We start from the raw sequence: 17956 nt of genomic DNA on the forward strand, positions 1-17956 counted from the left end.
GCCTTAGTGGCCGCGCAGGAAGCCGTCGACACGGTCAGAGACCGTGAGATCGGCGTCGAGCAGGAACATCTGGACCAGGTCTACCGCCGCCTGGAGGAGAAGATCCACGAGGCGGAGTTCCTGATGAACGACGCCGCCCGGAAGGGACACGTCGGCACGCCCGGCGCCCTCGCCGAGCGCGACGCCCAGGTCTTCCGGGCCGGCATCCACCTCAACCGGCTCAACAACGAGTTCGAGGACTTCCTGTTCGGCCGGATCGACCTCCTGGAGGGCAAGGACGGGGTCAGGGGGCCCGACGGCGCCCACACCTCCGTGGAGCCCGCCGACGACGCCGTCCGGCCCGACAACACCGCCGAGATCGGCGAGACCCTGCACATCGGCCGGATCGGCGTCCTGGACGCCGACTACTCCCCGCTGGTCATCGACTGGCGGGCCCCGGCCGCCGCGCCCTTCTACCGGTCGACCCCGGTCGAACCGGGCCGGGTCGTGCGCCGCCGCGTCATCCGCTCGAAGGGGCGGCGCGTCCTCGGCGTCGAGGACGACCTGATGCGCCCCGAGCTGAAGGCCACCCTCGACGGCGCCGAGCTGCCGGTCATCGGCGACGGCGCCCTGATGGCCGCCCTCGGGCAGGCCCGCTCGCACTCGATGCGCGACATCGTCTCGTCCATCCAGGCGGAGCAGGACCTCGTCATCCGCGCCCCCGCCGCCTCCGTCACGTACGTCGAGGGCGGGCCGGGCACGGGGAAGACCGCCGTGGCGCTGCACCGGGCCGCCTACCTGCTCTACCAGGACCGCAGGCGGTACGCGGGCGGCATCCTCATCGTCTCGCCGACCCCGCTGCTCGTCTCGTACACCGAGGGCGTGCTGCCCTCGCTGGGCGAGGAGGGGCAGGTCGCCATCCGGGCGCTGGGCAGCCTGGTCGACGGCGCGGAGGCCGACGCGTACGACGAGCCCGCCGTCTCCCGGATCAAGGGCTCGTCGCGGATGCTCGCGGTGCTCCGCAAGGCCGCCCGGGGCGCCCTGGAGAGCCCGGACGCGCCGCAGCTGCTCCGCGTGGTCGCCTTCGGCCGCCGGCTGGAGCTGACGGCCGAGGACCTGAAGCGGATCCGGCAGAACGTGCTGTCCGGCACCGCCCCGGTCAACCTGCTGCGGCCCCGCGCCCGCCGCCTCCTCCTGGACGCGCTCTACGCCCGTTCGGGCGCCGCGGGCCGGCACAGCGACCCCGAGCTCGCCGCCGAGCTGCGCTCCTCCTTCGACGAGGACGTGTCCACCGAGGACGCGTTCCTCTCCTTCCTGGACGCCTGGTGGCCCGAGCTGGCCCCGCGCCGGGTCCTGGACGCGATGGCCGACGAGAAGCGGCTGGGCCGCTGGGCCCGCCGGATCCTCAACCCCGGCGAGGTCCGCCGGCTCGCCCGCTCGCTGCGCCGCCCGGGCCTCTCCGTGCACGACGTCGCCCTCCTCGACGAGCTGCACACCCTGCTCGGCGCGCCCGCCCGGCCGAAGCGGAAGCGGGAGTACGACCCGCTGGACCAGCTCACCGGCCTGGAGGAGCTGATGCCGGTGCGCGAGGAGACCCAGCGGGAGCGGGCCGAGCGGCTGGCCGCCGAGCGCACCGAGTACGCCCACGTCATCGTCGACGAGGCGCAGGACCTGACGCCCATGCAGTGGCGGATGGTCGGCCGCCGCGGCCGGCACGCCACGTGGACGATCGTCGGCGACCCGGCCCAGTCCTCCTGGTCCGATCCGGACGAGGCCGCCGCGGCCCGGGACGAGGCGCTGGGCTCCCGGCCGCGCCGCCGCTTCGAGCTGACGGTGAACTACCGCAACCCGGCGGAGATCGCCGAGCTGGCCGGGAAGGTCCTCGCCCTCGCCATGCCGGGGAAGGAGTCGCCGCGCGCGGTCCGCTCGACCGGCGTCCGGCCGCGCTTCCTCGCGGTGGCGAAGGCCGGGGACCTGGCCGGGGCCGTGCGCGAGGAGGCGGCGCGGCTGCTCTCCGAGGTCGAGGGCACGGTCGGCGTGGTCGTCGCCATGGACCGGCGTGCGGAGGCCGCCCGCTGGCTCGACGGGCTCGGCGACCGGGTGGTCGCGCTCGGCTCGCTGGAGGCGAAGGGCCTGGAGTACGACGCCACCCTCGTGGTCTCCCCGGCGGAGATCGCCGACGAGTCCCCAGCGGGGCTGCGGGTGCTGTACGTGGCCCTCACCCGGTCGACGCAGGCGCTGACGGTGCTCGCGGGGGAGCGGGACCTGCCGGACGAGGCGGGCGTGCCGGACCTGCTGCGGGACTGAGGCCGGGGGCGGGGCCGGGACCGGACAGGGCCCCGCCAGGGACCGGACAGGGCCGGGGCCGGGGCGGGACCGGGGCCCTCCGGGTGTGTTTTCCGGTCAACACGCGCGGAGGGAATCACCTTCGGGGAGTCTTTGTTAGCCTTGTCGTGACACCGGCTCGATCCAAGCCCCCGGGCCCAACCTTCGTCCCTTTGAGGGACCACTTGCCGCGAGGCGAGCATGGCGGGTCGGTGTCACTTAGACGTACATACGAAGTTGGGGCCCCGGTCGGGGAAGACGACCGGGGCCCCTTCTGTTGCCCCCGCATCTCTCGTATGGTGGAAACTACTTTCCGAAAACGAAATGACCGCATTACCTGCTACCGGCAGGTAGGTGCGACCATCGGAGGGCGCAAGCCGGGCGACCAGCCGGGGCGGCGTAGCAACGAAGCTAGGGAAAGCAGAGGAACCCGGTCATGGCAACGGCGCCCAGCGTCTCGTACTCGATGACGGTCCGCCTGGAGGTGCCCGCGAGCGGCACCGCCGTCTCGCAGCTCACCGCGGCTGTCGAGTCCCACGGCGGATCCGTGACCGGTCTCGACGTCACCGCATCCGGCCACGAGAAGCTCCGGATCGACGTCACCGTCGCCGCGACCTCCACCGCGCACGCCGACGAGATCGTCGAGCGGCTGCGGGACATCGAGGGCGTCGTCCTCGGCAAGGTCTCCGACCGCACGTTCCTGATGCACCTCGGCGGCAAGATCGAGATGGCGTCCAAGCACCCCATCCGGAACCGCGACGACCTCTCGATGGTCTACACCCCGGGCGTCGCCCGCGTGTGCATGGCCATCGCCGAGAACCCCGAGGACGCCCGCCGCCTCACCATCAAGCGCAACACGGTCGCGGTCGTCACCGACGGCTCCGCCGTGCTGGGCCTGGGCAACATCGGCCCGCTGGCCGCCATGCCCGTCATGGAGGGCAAGGCCGCCCTCTTCAAGCGCTTCGCCGGCATCGACGCCTGGCCGATCTGCCTGGACACCCAGGACACCGACGAGATCGTCTCCATCGTGAAGGCGATCGCCCCCGGCTTCGCGGGCATCAACCTGGAGGACATCTCCGCGCCCCGCTGCTTCGAGATCGAGGCCCGGCTCCGCGAGGCCCTCGACATCCCGGTCTTCCACGACGACCAGCACGGCACCGCCATCGTCGTGCTCGCCGCCCTCACCAACGCGCTCCGCGTGGTCGGCAAGGGCATCGGGGACGTCAAGGTCGTCATGTCGGGCGCCGGCGCGGCCGGCACGGCCATCCTCAAGCTGCTGATCGCCGCGGGCGTCAAGCACGCCGTCGTCGCCGACATCCACGGCGTCGTGCACGCCGACCGCGAGGACCTGGTGGAGGCCCCGGCCGACTCGCCGCTGCGCTGGATCGCCGACAACACCAACCCGGAGGGCGTCACCGGCACCCTCAAGCAGGCCGTCGTCGGCGCGGACGTCTTCATCGGCGTCTCGGCCCCGAACCTGCTGGGCGCCGAGGACGTGGCCGCGATGGCCGAGGGCTCCATCGTGTTCGCGCTCGCGAACCCGGACCCGGAGGTCGACCCGGCCGCCGCCCGGCAGACCGCCGCGGTGGTCGCCACCGGCCGCTCGGACTTCCCGAACCAGATCAACAACGTCCTGGTCTTCCCCGGCGTCTTCCGCGGCCTGCTGGACGCCCAGTCCCGGACGGTCAACACCGAGATGATGCTCGCGGCCGCCACCGCCCTCGCGGACGTCGTCACCGAGGACGAGCTGAACCCGAACTACATCATCCCGTCGGTCTTCAACGACAAGGTCGCGGGCGCCGTGGCCGGGGCGGTCAGGAACGCCGCCAAGGCGGCGGGCGCGGGCGCCTGAGCGTGTCGCGATTCGCGGAGCCGTAAACCCGCCTTTAGGGTGGCTTTTCGGCTCCGCACCGTTTGCGGGGAGTCGACGCTACGTCATCGGCAGGGGGATGCGACGCTTTTCGTGTGACCCCAGAGGGTGCCGGATTGGCGTTCCCGCCGCTGGTGGGGGCAGGATGCTCCCCCGAGGACTTCGTCCAGGGGGGAACCCCCAGGGCGCGAGGGATCGCGCGAGGCAGACCCGGGTCCGGGGACTGTCCGAGGCCCCTGGCAGCATCGGCTTCGATCTCACGCCTCACAGGCAAGAAGAACACGGGAGTAACAACATGAACCGCAGTGAGCTGGTGGCCGCGCTGGCCGACCGCGCCGAGGTGACCCGCAAGGACGCCGACGCCGTGCTGGCCGCCCTCGCCGAGACCGTCGGCGAGGTCGTCGCCAAGGGCGACGAGAAGGTCACCATCCCCGGCTTCCTGACCTTCGAGCGCACCCACCGTGCCGCTCGCACCGCTCGTAACCCGCAGACCGGCGACCCGATCAACATCCCGGCCGGCTACAGCGTGAAGGTCTCCGCGGGCTCGAAGCTCAAGGAAGCCGCCAAGGGCAAGTAAGCGGCCTGTAGGCGCACGAAAAGGGCGGCCACCCCCTCGGGGGTGGCCGCCCTTCCGTTCGCCCGGCAGAAGGCCCCGCAGGGCCTTCCGCCGGAAGCGCTACACGAGCGCGCCGCCCGGCAGCTCGACCTTCGCGCCCAGCTCGACGAGCTTCTCCATGAAGTTCTCGTAGCCGCGGTTGATCAGGTCGATGCCGTGGACCCGGCTCGTGCCCTGGGCGGCCAGGGCCGCGATCAGGTACGAGAAGCCGCCGCGCAGGTCGGGGATGACCAGGTCGGCGCCCTGGAGCTTCGTCGGGCCGCTGACGACCGCCGAGTGGAGGAAGTTCCGCTGGCCGAAGCGGCAGTCGGAGCCGCCCAGGCACTCGCGGTACAGCTGGATGTGGGCACCCATCTGGTTCAGCGCCGAGGTGAAGCCGAGCCGGGACTCGTACACCGTCTCGTGGACGATGGAGAGGCCGGACGCCTGCGTCAGGGCGACGACCAGCGGCTGCTGCCAGTCGGTCTGGAAGCCGGGGTGGACGTCGGTCTCCAGGTGGATCGCGTTCAGCGAGCCGCCCGGGTGCCAGAAGCGGATGCCCTCGTCGTCGATCTCGAAGGCGCCGCCGACCTTCCGGTACGTGTTGAGGAAGGTCATCATCGAGCGCTGCTGGGCGCCGCGCACGTAGATGTTGCCGCCGGTGGCCAGCGCCGCGGAGGCCCACGAGGCCGCCTCCAGGCGGTCCGGGAGCGCCCGGTGGGTGTAGCCGTCGAGCTTGTCGACACCGGTGATCCGGATGGTCCGGTCGGTGTCCATGGAGATGATGGCGCCCATCTTCTGCAGGACGCAGATCAGGTCCTCGATCTCCGGCTCCACCGCCGCGTTCGACAGCTCGGTGACGCCCTCGGCGAGGACGGCGGTGAGCAGCACCTGCTCGGTCGAGCCGACCGAGGGGTACGGGAGGCGGATCTTGCAGCCGCGGAGGCGCTGCGGGGCCTCCAGGTACTGGCCGTCGTCCCGCTTCTCGATGGTCGCGCCGAACCGGCGGAGCACGTCGAAGTGGAAGTCGATCGGCCGGCCGCCGATGTCGCAGCCGCCGAGGCCCGGGATGAAGGCGTGGCCGAGGCGGTGCAGCAGCGGGCCGCAGAAGAGGATCGGGATGCGCGACGAACCGGCGTGGGCGTCGATGTCGGCGACGTTGGCGGACTCGACGTGCGTCGGGTCGAGCACCAGCTCGCCGGGCTCCTCGCCGGGACGGACGGTCACGCCGTGCAGCTGGAGCAGCCCGCGGACGACGCGGACGTCGCGGATGTCCGGCACGTTGCGCAGCCGGCTCGGACCGCTGCCGAGGAGGGCGGCGACCATCGCCTTGGGCACGAGGTTCTTCGCGCCGCGGACGCGGATCTCGCCTTCCAGCGGGGTTCCGCCGTGGACAAGCAGTACGTCTTGGCTGTCTGTGCCGGTCATGAATCTCGCGTTCCGGAGTCGTCGGTCGGGTGGCCAGAGAAAAGGGTAAGGGGCCATTGGACCCCGATCGGGCCCCTCGGGGTGCCTGGCAGACGTAATGAATTCGGCACAACACCCTCTGTCTCCGCGATCTTGCGGACTGTCACCGTCCGCTTGCTCCGGAGGGGTGGTCCGGGCGGTCCCGTCCCGTCCCTTCCGACCTGCGGGGCTCGTCCCCGCCTTCCCCGCTTTCCCGGGTTTCCGCCCGAGAACCCCCGCACGCGCCGAAGATGCGGGATCATGTGTCGCATGACCGAGGTGTCCTCGCTCACAGGACGGCTGCTCGTGGCCACCCCCGCCCTCGCGGACCCGAACTTCGACCGCGCGGTGGTGCTGCTGCTCGACCACGACGACGAGGGCTCGCTCGGCGTGGTCCTCAACCGGCCCACCCCCGTCACCGTCGGCGACGTCCTCGCCGCCTGGGCGGAGCTCGCCGGCGAACCGGGCGTCGTCTTCCAGGGCGGTCCCGTCTCCCTCGACGCGGCCCTCGGCCTCGCCGTCATCCCCGGCGACGAGGGCCCGCTCGGCTGGCGCCGGGTCTTCGGCGCGATCGGGCTCGTCGACCTGGAGACCCCGCCCGAGCTCCTCGGCCCCGCCCTCGGCGCCCTGCGGATCTTCGCCGGGTACGCGGGCTGGGGCCCCGGCCAGCTGGAGGAGGAGCTCACCGAAGGCGCCTGGTACGTCGTCGAGTCCGAACCCGGCGACGTCTCCTCGCCCACCCCCGAGACCCTCTGGCGGCAGGTCCTCCGCCGCCAGCGCGGCGACCTCGCGATGGTCGCCACCTATCCCGACGACCCTTCGCTCAACTGAGCCCCGCGGCTTTCAGTACCCTTGGGCGCATGAGCACTCTTGATCCCGATCGCGGGGCAGGTACGGGAACCCTCGTAGAGCCGACGCCGCAGGTGTCCCACGGCGACGGCGACCACGAGCGCTACGCCCATTACGTCCAGAAGGACAAGATCATGGCGAGTGCCCTCGACGGCACTCCCGTCGTCGCACTCTGCGGGAAGGTCTGGGTGCCGGGTCGCGACCCCAAGAAGTACCCGGTCTGCCCGATGTGCAAGGAGATCTACGAGTCCATGGGCTCGGGCGGGGACAAGGACAAGGGCGGCAAGGACGGCAAGGGGAAGTAACCCCTCCGGCTCCGCCGGGAACGGCCCCCGTCGCGCGCACCACCAGGTGCGCGCGACGGGGGCCGTTCCGCGTTTCCGGGGCCCCGCGCCGGGGGCGAAGTGGTCGAGACCTCTTGTCGTGATCGCCGGGCCCGCCTAACCTCACCGCTGTTGTTGTGCAATACGAAACGCCCGTTGCGCATGTTGCAACGCACAGCTCGGAGGGGAACCGCCATGAAGCTTCCTGCCCGGATCACCGCCCCCGTCGCCCTGCCGCTCGCCGCCGCCGTCCTGGCCGCCTGCGCCCCACAGACCTCCGCCCCCGCCGCCGGCGGCGACGAGAAGAGCGGCACCCTGCGCGTCTGGCTCTTCCAGGAGGTCGCCAACCAGCCCAAGGAGAAGGTCGTCGACGCAGCCGTCGCCGCCTTCGAGAAGGACCACCCCGGCACGGAGGTCGAGGTCGAGTACATCCCCGTCGAGACCCGCGCCCAGCGCGTCAAGGCGGCCTTCAACGACCCCAAGTCCGCACCCGACGTCATCGAGTACGGCAACACCGACACCGCCGGCTACGTGAAGGACGGCGGACTCGCCGACGTCACCGCCGAGTTCACCGCCTGGGACGAGGCGAAGGACACCGACCCCACCGCCCGCGAGTCCGTCACCGTCGGAGGCAAGGTCTACGGCGCCCCGCTCTTCGTCGGCCTGCGCGCCCTCTACTACCGCACCGACGTCTTCACCGACCTCGGTCTCACCGCCCCCAAGACGCAGGACGAACTCGTCGCGACCGCGAAGAAGATACGCAAGGCCAGGCCCGAGCTGTACGGCATCGCCGTCGGCGGCGCCTACACCTACGGCGCCCTGCCCTTCGTCTGGGCCGCCGGCGGCGACCTCGCCACCAAGGACGCCTCCGGCGCCTACAAGGCCGCCCTGAACGGCGACGCCGCCGTCCGGGGCCTCACCACCTACACCTCGCTCCTCGGCGACGACAACTGCCCCGCCGCCACCTGCGCCCAGATGGGCGGCAACGCCACCGTCACCGCCTTCGCCGCCGGCAAGGCCGCCATGGCCATCGGCGGCGACTTCAGCCACGCCGCCGTCGAGGCCGGCCAGGTCAAGGGCAAGTACGCCGTCGTCCCGCTGCCCGGCACCACCCCCGGCTCCATCGCCCCCGCCTTCGCAGGCGGCAACAACATCGGCGTGCTCAGGTCCACCTCGCACCGCACCCTCGCCGTCGAGCTGATGAAGGACCTCACCGGCAAGGAGACCCAGGGCAGGCTCTTCGACGCCATGGGCTTCCTCCCCACCTTCACCGACGTCCGCGCCACCGCCGCCGAACGCCGCCCCTTCGTGAAGCCCTTCATCGACACCCTCGCCGCCGGCACCAAGTTCGTGCCCGCCACCGCCGCCTGGGGCCGCATCGACTCCTCGCTCGTCGTCCCCACGATGCTCCAGGAGATCGCCAGCGGCCGTAAGGGCGTGAAGGCCGCCGCCGACGACGCGGCGAAGAAGATGGACGCGGCCTTCGCCGAGGCGGGCTGACCCGCATGACCCTCACCGCCCCCGCCCCGCCCCCGTCCGCGAGCGCCGGGAAGACCCCCGGCCGCCGCCCCCGGAGCCGTACCGGCGAGAACCGCACCGGCACCTCCGCGTGGACCCCCTGGCTCTACCTCCTGCCCGCCCTCGCCGTACTCGGCGCCCTCCTCGTCTACCCCGTCTACCAACTGGGCCTGATCTCCTTCCTGGAGTACACCCAGGCCCAGGTCAGCGGCGGCGAACCCACCTCCTTCCAGGGCCTCGGCAACTACACGGCCCTCTTCACCGACCCGCAGTTCCGCCAGGTCCTGCTCGCCACCGTCGTCTTCGCCGCCGCCTGCGTCGCCGGCACCCTCGCCGTCGGCTGCGCCCTCGCCGTCCTCCTCACCCGCGTCCGGGCCCTGCCCCGGCTCGCCCTGATGCTCGCCGCGCTCGGTGCCTGGGCCACCCCCGCCGTCACCGGCTCCACCGTCTGGGTCTTCCTCTTCGACGCCGACTTCGGCCCCGTCAACAAGCTCCTCGGCCTCGGCGACTTCTCCTGGACCTACGGGCGGTACAGCGCCTTCGCGCTCGTCCTCCTCGAAGTCGTCTGGTGCTCGTTCCCCTTCGTGATGGTCACCGTCTACGCCGGGATCCGGGCCGTCCCCGCCGAGGTCCTGGAGGCCGCCGCCCTCGACGGCGCCTCCCCGTGGCGGATCTGGCGCTCCGTGACCGCGCCACTGCTCCGCCCGATCCTCGCCGTCGTCACCATCCAGTCCGTCATCTGGGACTTCAAGGTCTTCACCCAGATCTACGTCATGACGGGCGGAGGCGGCATCGCCGGCCAGAACCTCGTCCTCAACGTCTACGCCTACCAGCAGGCATTCGCCTCCTCCCAGTACAGCCTGGGCGCGGCGATCGGCGTCGTCATGCTGCTGATCCTGCTCGCCGTGACCCTGGTGTACCTGCGGATCCTGCGCCGACAGGGGGAGGAACTGTGACCGCCCTCCGCATCCCCGGCGTCCGCCGCCCCGGGCGGCTGCTCGCCGAGGCCGCCGCCCTGCTCACCGCCGCCGTCGTCGCCTTCCCGCTCTACTGGATGGTGCTCTCGGCGTTCAAACCGGCCGGCGAGGTCCAGTCGACCGAACCCCGGCCCTGGACCCTCTCCCCGTCCCTCGACTCCTTCCGGCGGGTCTTCGAGCAGCAGGACTTCGGCCGCTACTTCCTCAACAGCCTGCTGGTGGCGACCACGGTGGTGCTCGCCTCCGCCGTCGTCGCCTTCCTCGCGGCGACCGCCGTCACCCGCTTCCGCTTCCGCTTCCGCACCACGATCCTCGTCATGTTCCTGGTGGCACAGATGGTCCCGGTGGAGGCGCTGACCATCCCGCTGTTCTTCCTCATGCGGGACGCCGGACTCCTCAACACCCTCGGCTCGCTCGTCCTGCCCCACCTCGCCTTCTCGCTGCCCTTCGCGATCTGGATGCTGCGCGGCTTCGTCCGGGCCGTGCCCGAGGCCCTGGAGGAACAGGCCCGCATCGACGGCGCGAGCCACGCCCGCTTCCTGTGGACGATCCTCTTCCCGCTGGTCCTCCCCGGCCTCGTCGCCACCAGCGTCTTCTCGTTCATCTCCACCTGGAACGACTTCCTCTTCGCCAAGTCGTTCCTCATCAGCGACACCTCGCAGTCCACCCTCCCGATGGCACTGCTCGTCTTCTTCAAGCCCGACGAGAACGACTGGGGGGGAATCATGGCCGGATCGACCGTGATGACGATCCCGGTGCTCGTCTTCTTCGTACTCGTACAGCGCCGCCTGGTCTCCGGACTCGGCGGAGCGGTGAAGGACTGACGTGATGGCAGATACGGACCTGATCCCCGCCCCCCTGACGGCCGAGCACCCCGGGGGCCTGCTCCCGCTCGACGCGAGCACCGCCCTCGACGCCGGACCCGGCACCGGGCCCACCGCCCGCTGGCTCCGCTCCGTCCTCGGTGCCGCCACCGGCCTGCCCCTCCCCGACGGCACCGGGCCCGGCGCCGTCCGGCTGCGGATCTCCCCGGAGACGGCCGAGGCGCACGGCCCCGAGGGCTACCGCCTCTCCGTCACCGGCGACGGCGTCCTCCTCGACGGCGGCGGTCCCGCCGGGCTCTTCTGGGGGGCCCAGACCCTCCGCCAGCTCCTCGGGCCCGACGCGTACCGGCGGGCGCCGCTGCCCGGCAGGACCTGGGCGCTCCCGCACACCGAGATCGCCGACCGCCCCCGCTTCGGCTGGCGCGGCCTCCTCCTCGACGTGTCCCGCCACTTCACCGCCAAGGAGGACGTCCTGCGGCTGCTCGACCTGATGGCCGCGCACAAGCTGAACGTCTTCCACTTCCACCTCACCGACGACCAGGGCTGGCGCATCGAGATCGAGCGGTACCCGCGCCTCACCGGGGCCGGCTCCTGGCGGGCCCGCTCCAAGCGCGGCCACCGCGCCTCCCCGCTGTGGGACGACACCCCGCACGGCGGCTTCTACACCCAGGACGACATCCGCGAGATCGTCGCCCACGCAGCCGAGCGGCACATCACCGTCGTCCCCGAGATCGACCTCCCCGGCCACTCGCAGGCCGCCATCGCCGCGTACCCCTGGCTCGGCAACACCGACGTCGTCGACACCGAGGCCCTCACCGTCTGGGACACCTGGGGCGTCAACCCGAACGTCCTCGCCCCCACCGAGGAGGTCCTCCGCTTCTACGAGGGCGTCTTCGAGGAGGTCCTGGCCCTCTTCCCGTCGACCTTCGTCCACGTCGGCGGCGACGAGTGCCCCAAGGACCAGTGGAAGGAGTCCCCGGCCGCCCAGGCCCGCATCGCCGAACTCGGCGTCGGCGACGAGGACGGCCTCCAGTCCTGGTTCATCCGCCACTTCGACCGCTGGCTCGCCGACCGGGGCCGCCGCCTCATCGGCTGGGACGAGATCCTGGAGGGCGGCCTCGCCGAGGGCGCGGCCGTCTCCTCCTGGCGCGGCTACGGCGGCGGGATCACCGCCGCCGAGGCCGGGCACGACGTCGTCATGTGCCCCGAGCAGCAGGTCTACCTCGACCACCGGCAGGACGCCGGCGAGGACGAGCCGGTGCCGATCGGCTTCGTGCGGACCCTGGCCGACGTGTACCGCTTCGAGCCCGTCCCGCCCGGCCTCTCCGAGGAGGCCGCCCGGCACGTCCTGGGCACCCAGGCCAACGTGTGGACCGAGGTCATGGAGAACCGCGACCGCGTCGACTACCAGGTCTTCCCCCGGCTCGCCGCCTTCGCCGAGGTCGCCTGGTCCGCACTGCCCGCCCCCGCCGACCGCGACACGGACGGCTTCCTGCGCCGCATGGAGACCCACTACCGCCGCCTCGACGCCCTCGGCGTCGCCTACCGCCCGCCCACCGGCCCCGCCCCCTGGCAGCGCCGCCCCGGCCTGCTCGGCCGCCCGATCGACGGGCCGCCCCCGATCGTGTGAGCCACCTCGCGTCCCGGGGTCACCCGGGAGCGGCGAAACGGGAGTTACCTTCTCTGTCAGGACGTCCCCGGGCGTCCCGGGCGGCCTCGGTACATCCCCGGGCATCCCGGGTCTCCCGGGCGAAGGACCCTTCGCGGCCCCTCGCTCCGGACGGCTCGGAAGATGTGCCAGAGTTGCCCCGTCCGGCCTGTGAGCACGTACGGTACGCCCACACACGGGCGCGCCGTGCGTCCGCTCGCGGGCGCACGGCGGCCGGGCACAGTCGGGGACGGACCGGGACAACCGGGAAGGGGCAGCGGGTTGACCACGCACGCACCACAGACGGCGCAGTCCGTGACGCTGCCCGCCTCGCTCGACGAGGCCGTGGCCGCGCTGACCGCCATGCCGGCGGCCGTCCCCGTCGCCGGCGGCACCGACCTGATGGCCGCCGTCAACCGGGGCCAGCTCCGCCCCGCCGGGCTCGTCGGCCTCGGCCGCATCAACGAGATCCGCGGCTGGCAGTACCAGGACGGCCACGCCCTCCTCGGCGCCGGCCTCACCCACGCCCGCATGGGCCGCCCCGACTTCGCGGCCCTCATCCCGGCCCTCGCCGCCGCCTCCCGCGCGGCCGGGCCGCCCCAGATCCGCAACGCCGGCACCCTCGGCGGCAACGTCGTCACCGCCGCCCCCACCGGCGACTCGCTGCCCGTGCTCGCCGCGCTGGAGGCCGACCTCGTCGTCGTCGGCCCGCTCGGCACCCGCGAGATCCCCGTCTCCCACCTCCTCGCGGGCCGCGACCTCCTCGCCGCGGGAGAGCTCGTCGCCTTCGTCCGCGTCCCGCTGCTGCACGCCCCGCAGGTCTTCCTCAAGGCCACCGGCCGCACCGGCCCGGCCCGCGCCACCGCCTCCGTCGCCGTCGTCCTCGACCCGGCCCGGCGCGGGGTCCGCTGCGCCGTCGGCGCGGTCGCCCCGATGCCGCTGCGGCCGCTGGAGGCCGAGCGCTGGATCGCCTCCCTGGTCGACTGGGACAACGACCGGGGGCTCGCGCCCGAGGCGCTGACGGCCTTCGGCGAGTACGTCGCCGCGGCCTGCGTCCCCGATCCGCCGGGCGACGAGCAGTTGCCCCCGGCCGTACTGCACCTGAGGCGCACCGTCGCCACTCTCGCCCGCCGGGCACTGGGGAGGGCCCTGTCGTGAGCACGAGCAACCACGAGCCGAACGAGACCGCGGCCCCCGCCGCGCCGGGCGGCTGGGAGCCGATCCCGCAGAGCGAGGGGTACGACGAGGGCGCGACGGCCTTCGTCCACCTGCCGCCGGAGTTCATGCTGGACGGGGTGCCGCTGGAGGCCCCCGGCCACGGCTACACGCCGCCGATGATCGTCCCGCTCCAGCCGCTGGCGCAGCCGCCGGCGGAGGGCGTCGAGCTCCTCCCGGAGCAGCCGTTCGAGCCGCTGCCGCACGGCTACGGCGAGGAGGCCGCGGGCGGCCCCGCCGCGCGCCCGTACGCGGAGCACGACCCGCACGCGACGGCGGAGTGGCACTTCGGCGCCACCGGGCAGTGGCCGGCCCCGGAGGCGCCCGCGGACGCCCCGGCCTTCGGCACGCAGTCCTTCGAGGTGCCCGACTTCGGGACGGAAGGCGTCGGGACGCCTGATTTCGAGGCGCCTGACTTCGGGGCGCCTGATTTCGGGACGCGGTCCTTCGAGGTGCCGGACTTCGGGGCGCGGGGCTTCGGGGAACAGGGGCCGGGGGACCGGGGTCCCGGGTCGCAGGATCCCGGGCCGCAGGGCTTCGAGGCGCCTGACTTCGGGGCGCCTGACTTCGGGGCGCCTGACTTCGGGGCGCCTGATTTCGGGACGCGGTCCTTCGAGGTGCCGGACTTCGGGGCGGAAGGCCCCGGGACGCCCGTGGGGGAGTCCGCCGGGGAGCCTGCCGAGGCCCCCGCCGCGCCCGCCGAAGCGCTTGGCGAGGTGCCCGCGGAGGTGCCCCTCGACGCGGCGCCCGACGCGGCGTCCGAGACGGTCCACGACGCGGCGCCCGACGTGCCGCTCGGCGCCCCTCCCGGCGCGGCCGGGCCCGTCTCGTACGAGCAGGCCCCGCCGACCCTGCCGGGCGGCGCCCCGGCGCCCTGGGCGGTGCCGGAGGCGGCCGAGGAGCCGGAGCCGGGTCCCGGGCCGGAGGCCGGGGCCGGACCCGCGGCGGAGGCCGAGCCGGAGCCGGACGCGGACGCCGCCGTCCCGGAGACCGCCGCCGTGGCCGCCGCCGAGGAGCCCGGGGACGTACCGGACGCCCCGGTGCCCTCGTACACCTCCGTCGACAGCGACGAGCACCCGCACACCTCGTACGTCCTGCGGGTCAACGGCGCCGACCGGCCCGTCACGGACTCCTGGATCGGCGAGTCGCTGCTGTACGTGCTCCGCGAGCGCCTCGGCCTCGCCGGGGCCAAGGACGGCTGCTCGCAGGGCGAGTGCGGGGCGTGCAACGTCCAGGTGGACGGGCGGCTCGTGGCCTCCTGCCTGGTGCCGGCCGCGACCGCCGCCGGGTCCGAGGTGCGGACCGTCGAGGGGCTCGCCACCGACGGCGAGCCGTCCGACGTGCAGAAGGCCCTCGCGCGCTGCGGCACCGTCCAGTGCGGCTTCTGCGTCCCGGGCATGTGCATGACCGTGCACGACCTCCTGGAGGGCAACCACGCCCCCACCCCGCTGGAGACCCGCCAGGCCCTCGCCGGGAACCTCTGCCGCTGCTCCGGCTACAAGGGCGTGCTCCAGGCCGTCGAGGAGGTCGTCGCCGAGCGCGCGGCCGGCCCCGCCGACCACGCCGCCGCGGGCGAGGAAGACGCCTCCGCCCCCATCCCGCACCAGCACCAGCACGACGGAGGCAGGGCGTGAGCAACGACGCGACGACCGCCATTCCCACGCTCCCCTTCGCGGAGGCGGCCGGCGCCGCGCCGGAACCCGAGACCCCCCTGAGGGGCCTCGGCGCCTCCCTCCCGCAGGCCGACGCGCGGGCCAAGGCCGAGGGCACCTTCCCGTACGCCTCCGACCTGTGGGCCGAGGGCCTGCTGTGGGCCGCGGTCCTCCGCTCCCCGCACGCCCACGCCCGGATCGTCTCCGTCGACACCTCGGCCGCCGAGGCGATGCCCGGCGTCCGCGCCGTGATCACCGCCGGCGACGTGCCCGGCACCGCCACCTACGGCCGGCAGGTCGCCGACCGGCCCGTCTTCGCCGACGGACTCGTCCGGCACCACGGCGAGGCCATCGCCGCCGTCGCCGCCGACCACCCCGACACCGCCCGGCTGGCCACCGCCGCCATCCTCGTCGAGTACGAGCTCCTGGAGCCCGTCACCGACCCCGAGAAGGCCTTCGCCGCCGAACCCCTCCATCCCGACGGCAACCTGATCCGGCACATCCCGCTCCGCTTCGGCGACCCCGACGCCACCGGCGAGGTCGTCGTCGAGGGCCTCTACCGGATCGGCCGCCAGGACCCGGCCCCCATCGGCGCCGAGGCCGGACTCGCCGTGCCCCGCCCGGACGGCGGCGTCGAGCTCTACACCGCCTCCACCGACCCGCACACCGACCGCGACCTCGCCGCCGCCTGCTTCGGGCTCGCCCCCGACCAGGTCAAGATCGTCGTCACCGGCGTGCCCGGCGCCACCGGCGACCGCGAGGACCCCGGCTTCCAGATCCCGCTCGGCCTGCTCGCCCTGCGCACCGGCTGCCCGGTGAAGCTCACCGCCACCCGCGAGGAGTCCTTCCTCGGCCACGCCCACCGCCACCCCACCCTGCTCCGCTACCGTCACCACGCCGACGCCGAGGGCCGGCTGGTGAAGGTCGAGGCGCAGATCCTCCTCGACGCCGGCGCCTACGCCGACTCCTCCTCGGAGTCCCTCGCCGCCGCCGTCGCCTTCGCCTGCGGCCCGTACGTCGTCCCGCACGCCTTCGTCGAGGGCTGGGCCGTCCGCACCAACAACCCGCCCTCCGGCCACGTCCGCGGAGAGGGCGCGATGCAGGTCTGCGCCGCCTACGAGGCGCAGATGGACAAGCTCGCCGGCCGGCTCGGCGTCGACCCCGCCGAACTGCGCATGCGGAACGTCCTGTCCACCGGCGACCTGCTGCCCACCGGACAGACCGTCACCTGCCCCGCCCCGGTGGCCGAACTCCTCGCCGCCGTACGTGACTTCCCGCTGCCCGCCCTCCCCAAGGACACCCCGGAGGAGGACTGGCTGCTGCCCGGCGGACCCGAGGGCGCGGGCGAACCCGGCGCCGTGCGAAGGGGCGTGGGCTACGCCCTCGGCATGGTCCACATGCTCGGCGCCGAGGGCACCGACGAGGTCTCCACCGCCACCGTCCGGGTCCTCGACGGCGTCGCCACCGTCATCTGCTCGGCCGTGGACACCGGTTCGGGCTTCTCCACCCTCGCCCGCCAGATCGTCCAGGAGACCCTCGGCGTCGAGGAGGTCCACGTGGCCCCCGTCGACACCGACCAGCCCCCGGCCGGCGCCGCCACCCACGGCCGGCACACCTGGGTCTCCGGCGGCGCCGTCGAACGCGCCGCCCGGATGGTCCGCACCCAGCTCCTCCAGCCGCTGGCCCACAAGTTCGGCATGTCCACCGAGCTGCTCCAGATCAGCGACGGCAAGATCACCTCGTACGACGGGGTCCTGTCGACCACCGTCGCCGAGGAGATGAACGGCAAGGAGCTGTGGGCCACCGCGCAGTGCCGCCCGCACCCCACCGAGCCGCTCGACGAATCCGGCCAGGGCGACGCCTTCGTCGGCCTCGCCTTCTGCGCCATCCGCGCGGTCGTCGACGTCGACATCGAACTCGGCTCGGTCCGGGTCGTGGAGATGGCCGTCGCCCAGGACGTCGGCCGGATCCTCAACCCCGCCCAGCTCGCCGTCCGCATCGAGGCCGGCGTCACCCAGGGCGTCGGCGCCGCCCTCACCGAGAACCTCCGCACCGCGCGCGGCCTGGTCCGCCACCCCGACCTCACCGGCTACGCCCTGCCGACCTCCCTGGACGCCCCCGACATCCGCATCGTCAAGCTGGTGGAGGAGCGCGACGTCGTCGCCCCCTTCGGCGCGAAGGCCGCGAGCGCCGTCCCCGTCGTCACCTCCCCGGCGGCGGTGGCCGCGGCCGTCCGCGCGGCGACCGGCCGCCCGGTCAACCGCCTCCCCATCCGGCCCCAGTCCGCGGTGGCGACGACGGCCTGAGGACGGCCTGAGGACGCGCTGACGCACGACGGGACCCGCTCGCCGCGGGTCCCGTCGCTCCTCCGCCCGGGTCTTGTCGCTCCTCCGCCCCGGCACCGGCCGACTCCCCCTCCCCCCGACGCGCGAATGCCTCCATGCCCGGGTGAAGGGCATGGAGGCATTCGTGTGAACCAAGCTGCGCTCCTCCCCACCGGACGCGCCGGCGGGGAGGAACCTCGGAGACCGTGGTCGGATTCGAACCGACGTCACTCGCTTTGCAGACGAGCCCCTGAACCACTCGGGCACACGGTCGGGTTGGTGTGGCGACAAGGAAGACACTAGGAGCCGCCGGAAAGGGACTCAAGGGGTTCCGGGGGCATGCCACGGGACCGCAATGCCGCTGCCACACGCCGTTCACAGTCGGGTGCGGAGACGGAGCGAAGGATGTGA

13 protein-coding genes and 1 tRNA gene are annotated in these 17956 nt (G+C 73.3%); 12 read left to right on the plus strand and 2 right to left on the minus strand.

Annotated features, from left to right (window positions below; all coding sequences use genetic code 11):
* The first annotated feature begins 6 nt into the window (after positions 1–6).
* The 3 genes from IE326_RS16085 (at position 7) to IE326_RS16095 (ending at position 4751) form a co-directional block, all read left to right on the plus strand.
* Positions 7–2286, plus strand: coding sequence for a HelD family protein (locus IE326_RS16085; protein WP_150228425.1), 2280 nt, complete (start codon positions 7–9; stop codon positions 2284–2286).
* Positions 2287–2740: 454 nt separating this feature from the next.
* Complete coding sequence (locus IE326_RS16090) at positions 2741–4156, plus strand: NAD-dependent malic enzyme (RefSeq protein WP_150228424.1); 1416 nt, start codon at positions 2741–2743, stop codon at positions 4154–4156.
* Between the two features lie 313 nt (positions 4157–4469).
* Positions 4470–4751 carry an HU family DNA-binding protein gene (locus IE326_RS16095; protein ID WP_017237029.1) on the plus strand — a complete coding sequence of 94 codons (282 nt, stop codon included), beginning with the start codon at positions 4470–4472 and terminating at the stop codon, positions 4749–4751.
* Positions 4752–4850: 99 nt separating this feature from the next.
* Here IE326_RS16095 and murA read toward each other — a convergent pair whose 3' ends face one another.
* A complete protein-coding gene (gene murA, locus IE326_RS16100; RefSeq protein ID WP_150228423.1) occupies positions 4851–6197 on the minus strand; it encodes a UDP-N-acetylglucosamine 1-carboxyvinyltransferase in 1347 nt (448 codons plus the stop codon).
* Between the two features lie 288 nt (positions 6198–6485).
* Here murA and IE326_RS16105 point away from each other — a divergent pair, with 288 nt between their 5' ends.
* The 9 genes from IE326_RS16105 to IE326_RS16145 all read left to right on the plus strand — a co-directional run bounded on the left by IE326_RS16105 (position 6486) and on the right by IE326_RS16145 (position 17527).
* Positions 6486–7046: a YqgE/AlgH family protein gene (locus IE326_RS16105; RefSeq protein WP_150228422.1), complete on the plus strand. Its 561-nt coding sequence runs from the start codon at positions 6486–6488 to the stop codon at positions 7044–7046.
* Between the two features lie 29 nt (positions 7047–7075).
* Positions 7076–7369, plus strand: a complete 294-nt coding sequence (locus tag IE326_RS16110) for a DUF3039 domain-containing protein (RefSeq protein WP_150228421.1) — start codon at positions 7076–7078, stop codon at positions 7367–7369.
* Positions 7370–7582: 213 nt separating this feature from the next.
* Complete coding sequence (locus tag IE326_RS16115; RefSeq protein WP_190041850.1) at positions 7583–8887, plus strand: extracellular solute-binding protein; 1305 nt, start codon at positions 7583–7585, stop codon at positions 8885–8887.
* A gap of 5 nt (positions 8888–8892) precedes the next feature.
* Positions 8893–9861, plus strand: a complete 969-nt coding sequence (locus tag IE326_RS16120; protein WP_150228419.1) for a carbohydrate ABC transporter permease — start codon at positions 8893–8895, stop codon at positions 9859–9861.
* Positions 9858–10706, plus strand: coding sequence for a carbohydrate ABC transporter permease (locus IE326_RS16125; protein ID WP_150228418.1), 849 nt, complete (start codon positions 9858–9860; stop codon positions 10704–10706). The genes IE326_RS16120 and IE326_RS16125 overlap by 4 nt, the downstream gene beginning before the upstream one ends.
* Positions 10707–10710: 4 nt before the next feature.
* On the plus strand, positions 10711–12336 hold the full coding sequence (locus tag IE326_RS16130; RefSeq protein WP_150228417.1) for a beta-N-acetylhexosaminidase: 1626 nt from the start codon (positions 10711–10713) through the stop codon (positions 12334–12336).
* 300 nt (positions 12337–12636) lie between these two features.
* A complete protein-coding gene (locus IE326_RS16135) occupies positions 12637–13512 on the plus strand; it encodes an FAD binding domain-containing protein (RefSeq protein ID WP_030753310.1) in 876 nt (291 codons plus the stop codon).
* On the plus strand, positions 13509–15203 hold the full coding sequence (locus IE326_RS16140) for a 2Fe-2S iron-sulfur cluster-binding protein (RefSeq protein WP_190041851.1): 1695 nt from the start codon (positions 13509–13511) through the stop codon (positions 15201–15203). The genes IE326_RS16135 and IE326_RS16140 overlap by 4 nt, the downstream gene beginning before the upstream one ends.
* Positions 15200–17527, plus strand: a complete 2328-nt coding sequence (locus IE326_RS16145; RefSeq protein WP_150228415.1) for a xanthine dehydrogenase family protein molybdopterin-binding subunit — start codon at positions 15200–15202, stop codon at positions 17525–17527. Before IE326_RS16140 ends, IE326_RS16145 begins: the two co-directional genes overlap by 4 nt.
* Before the next feature lie 219 nt (positions 17528–17746).
* Here IE326_RS16145 and IE326_RS16150 read toward each other — a convergent pair.
* Positions 17747–17818: transfer RNA gene (locus tag IE326_RS16150), tRNA-Cys, on the minus strand.
* Positions 17819–17956 lie beyond the last annotated feature (138 nt).

The sequence above is a fragment of the Streptomyces filamentosus genome (assembly GCF_014654895.1).
Lineage (GTDB): Bacteria > Actinomycetota > Actinomycetes > Streptomycetales > Streptomycetaceae > Streptomyces > Streptomyces filamentosus.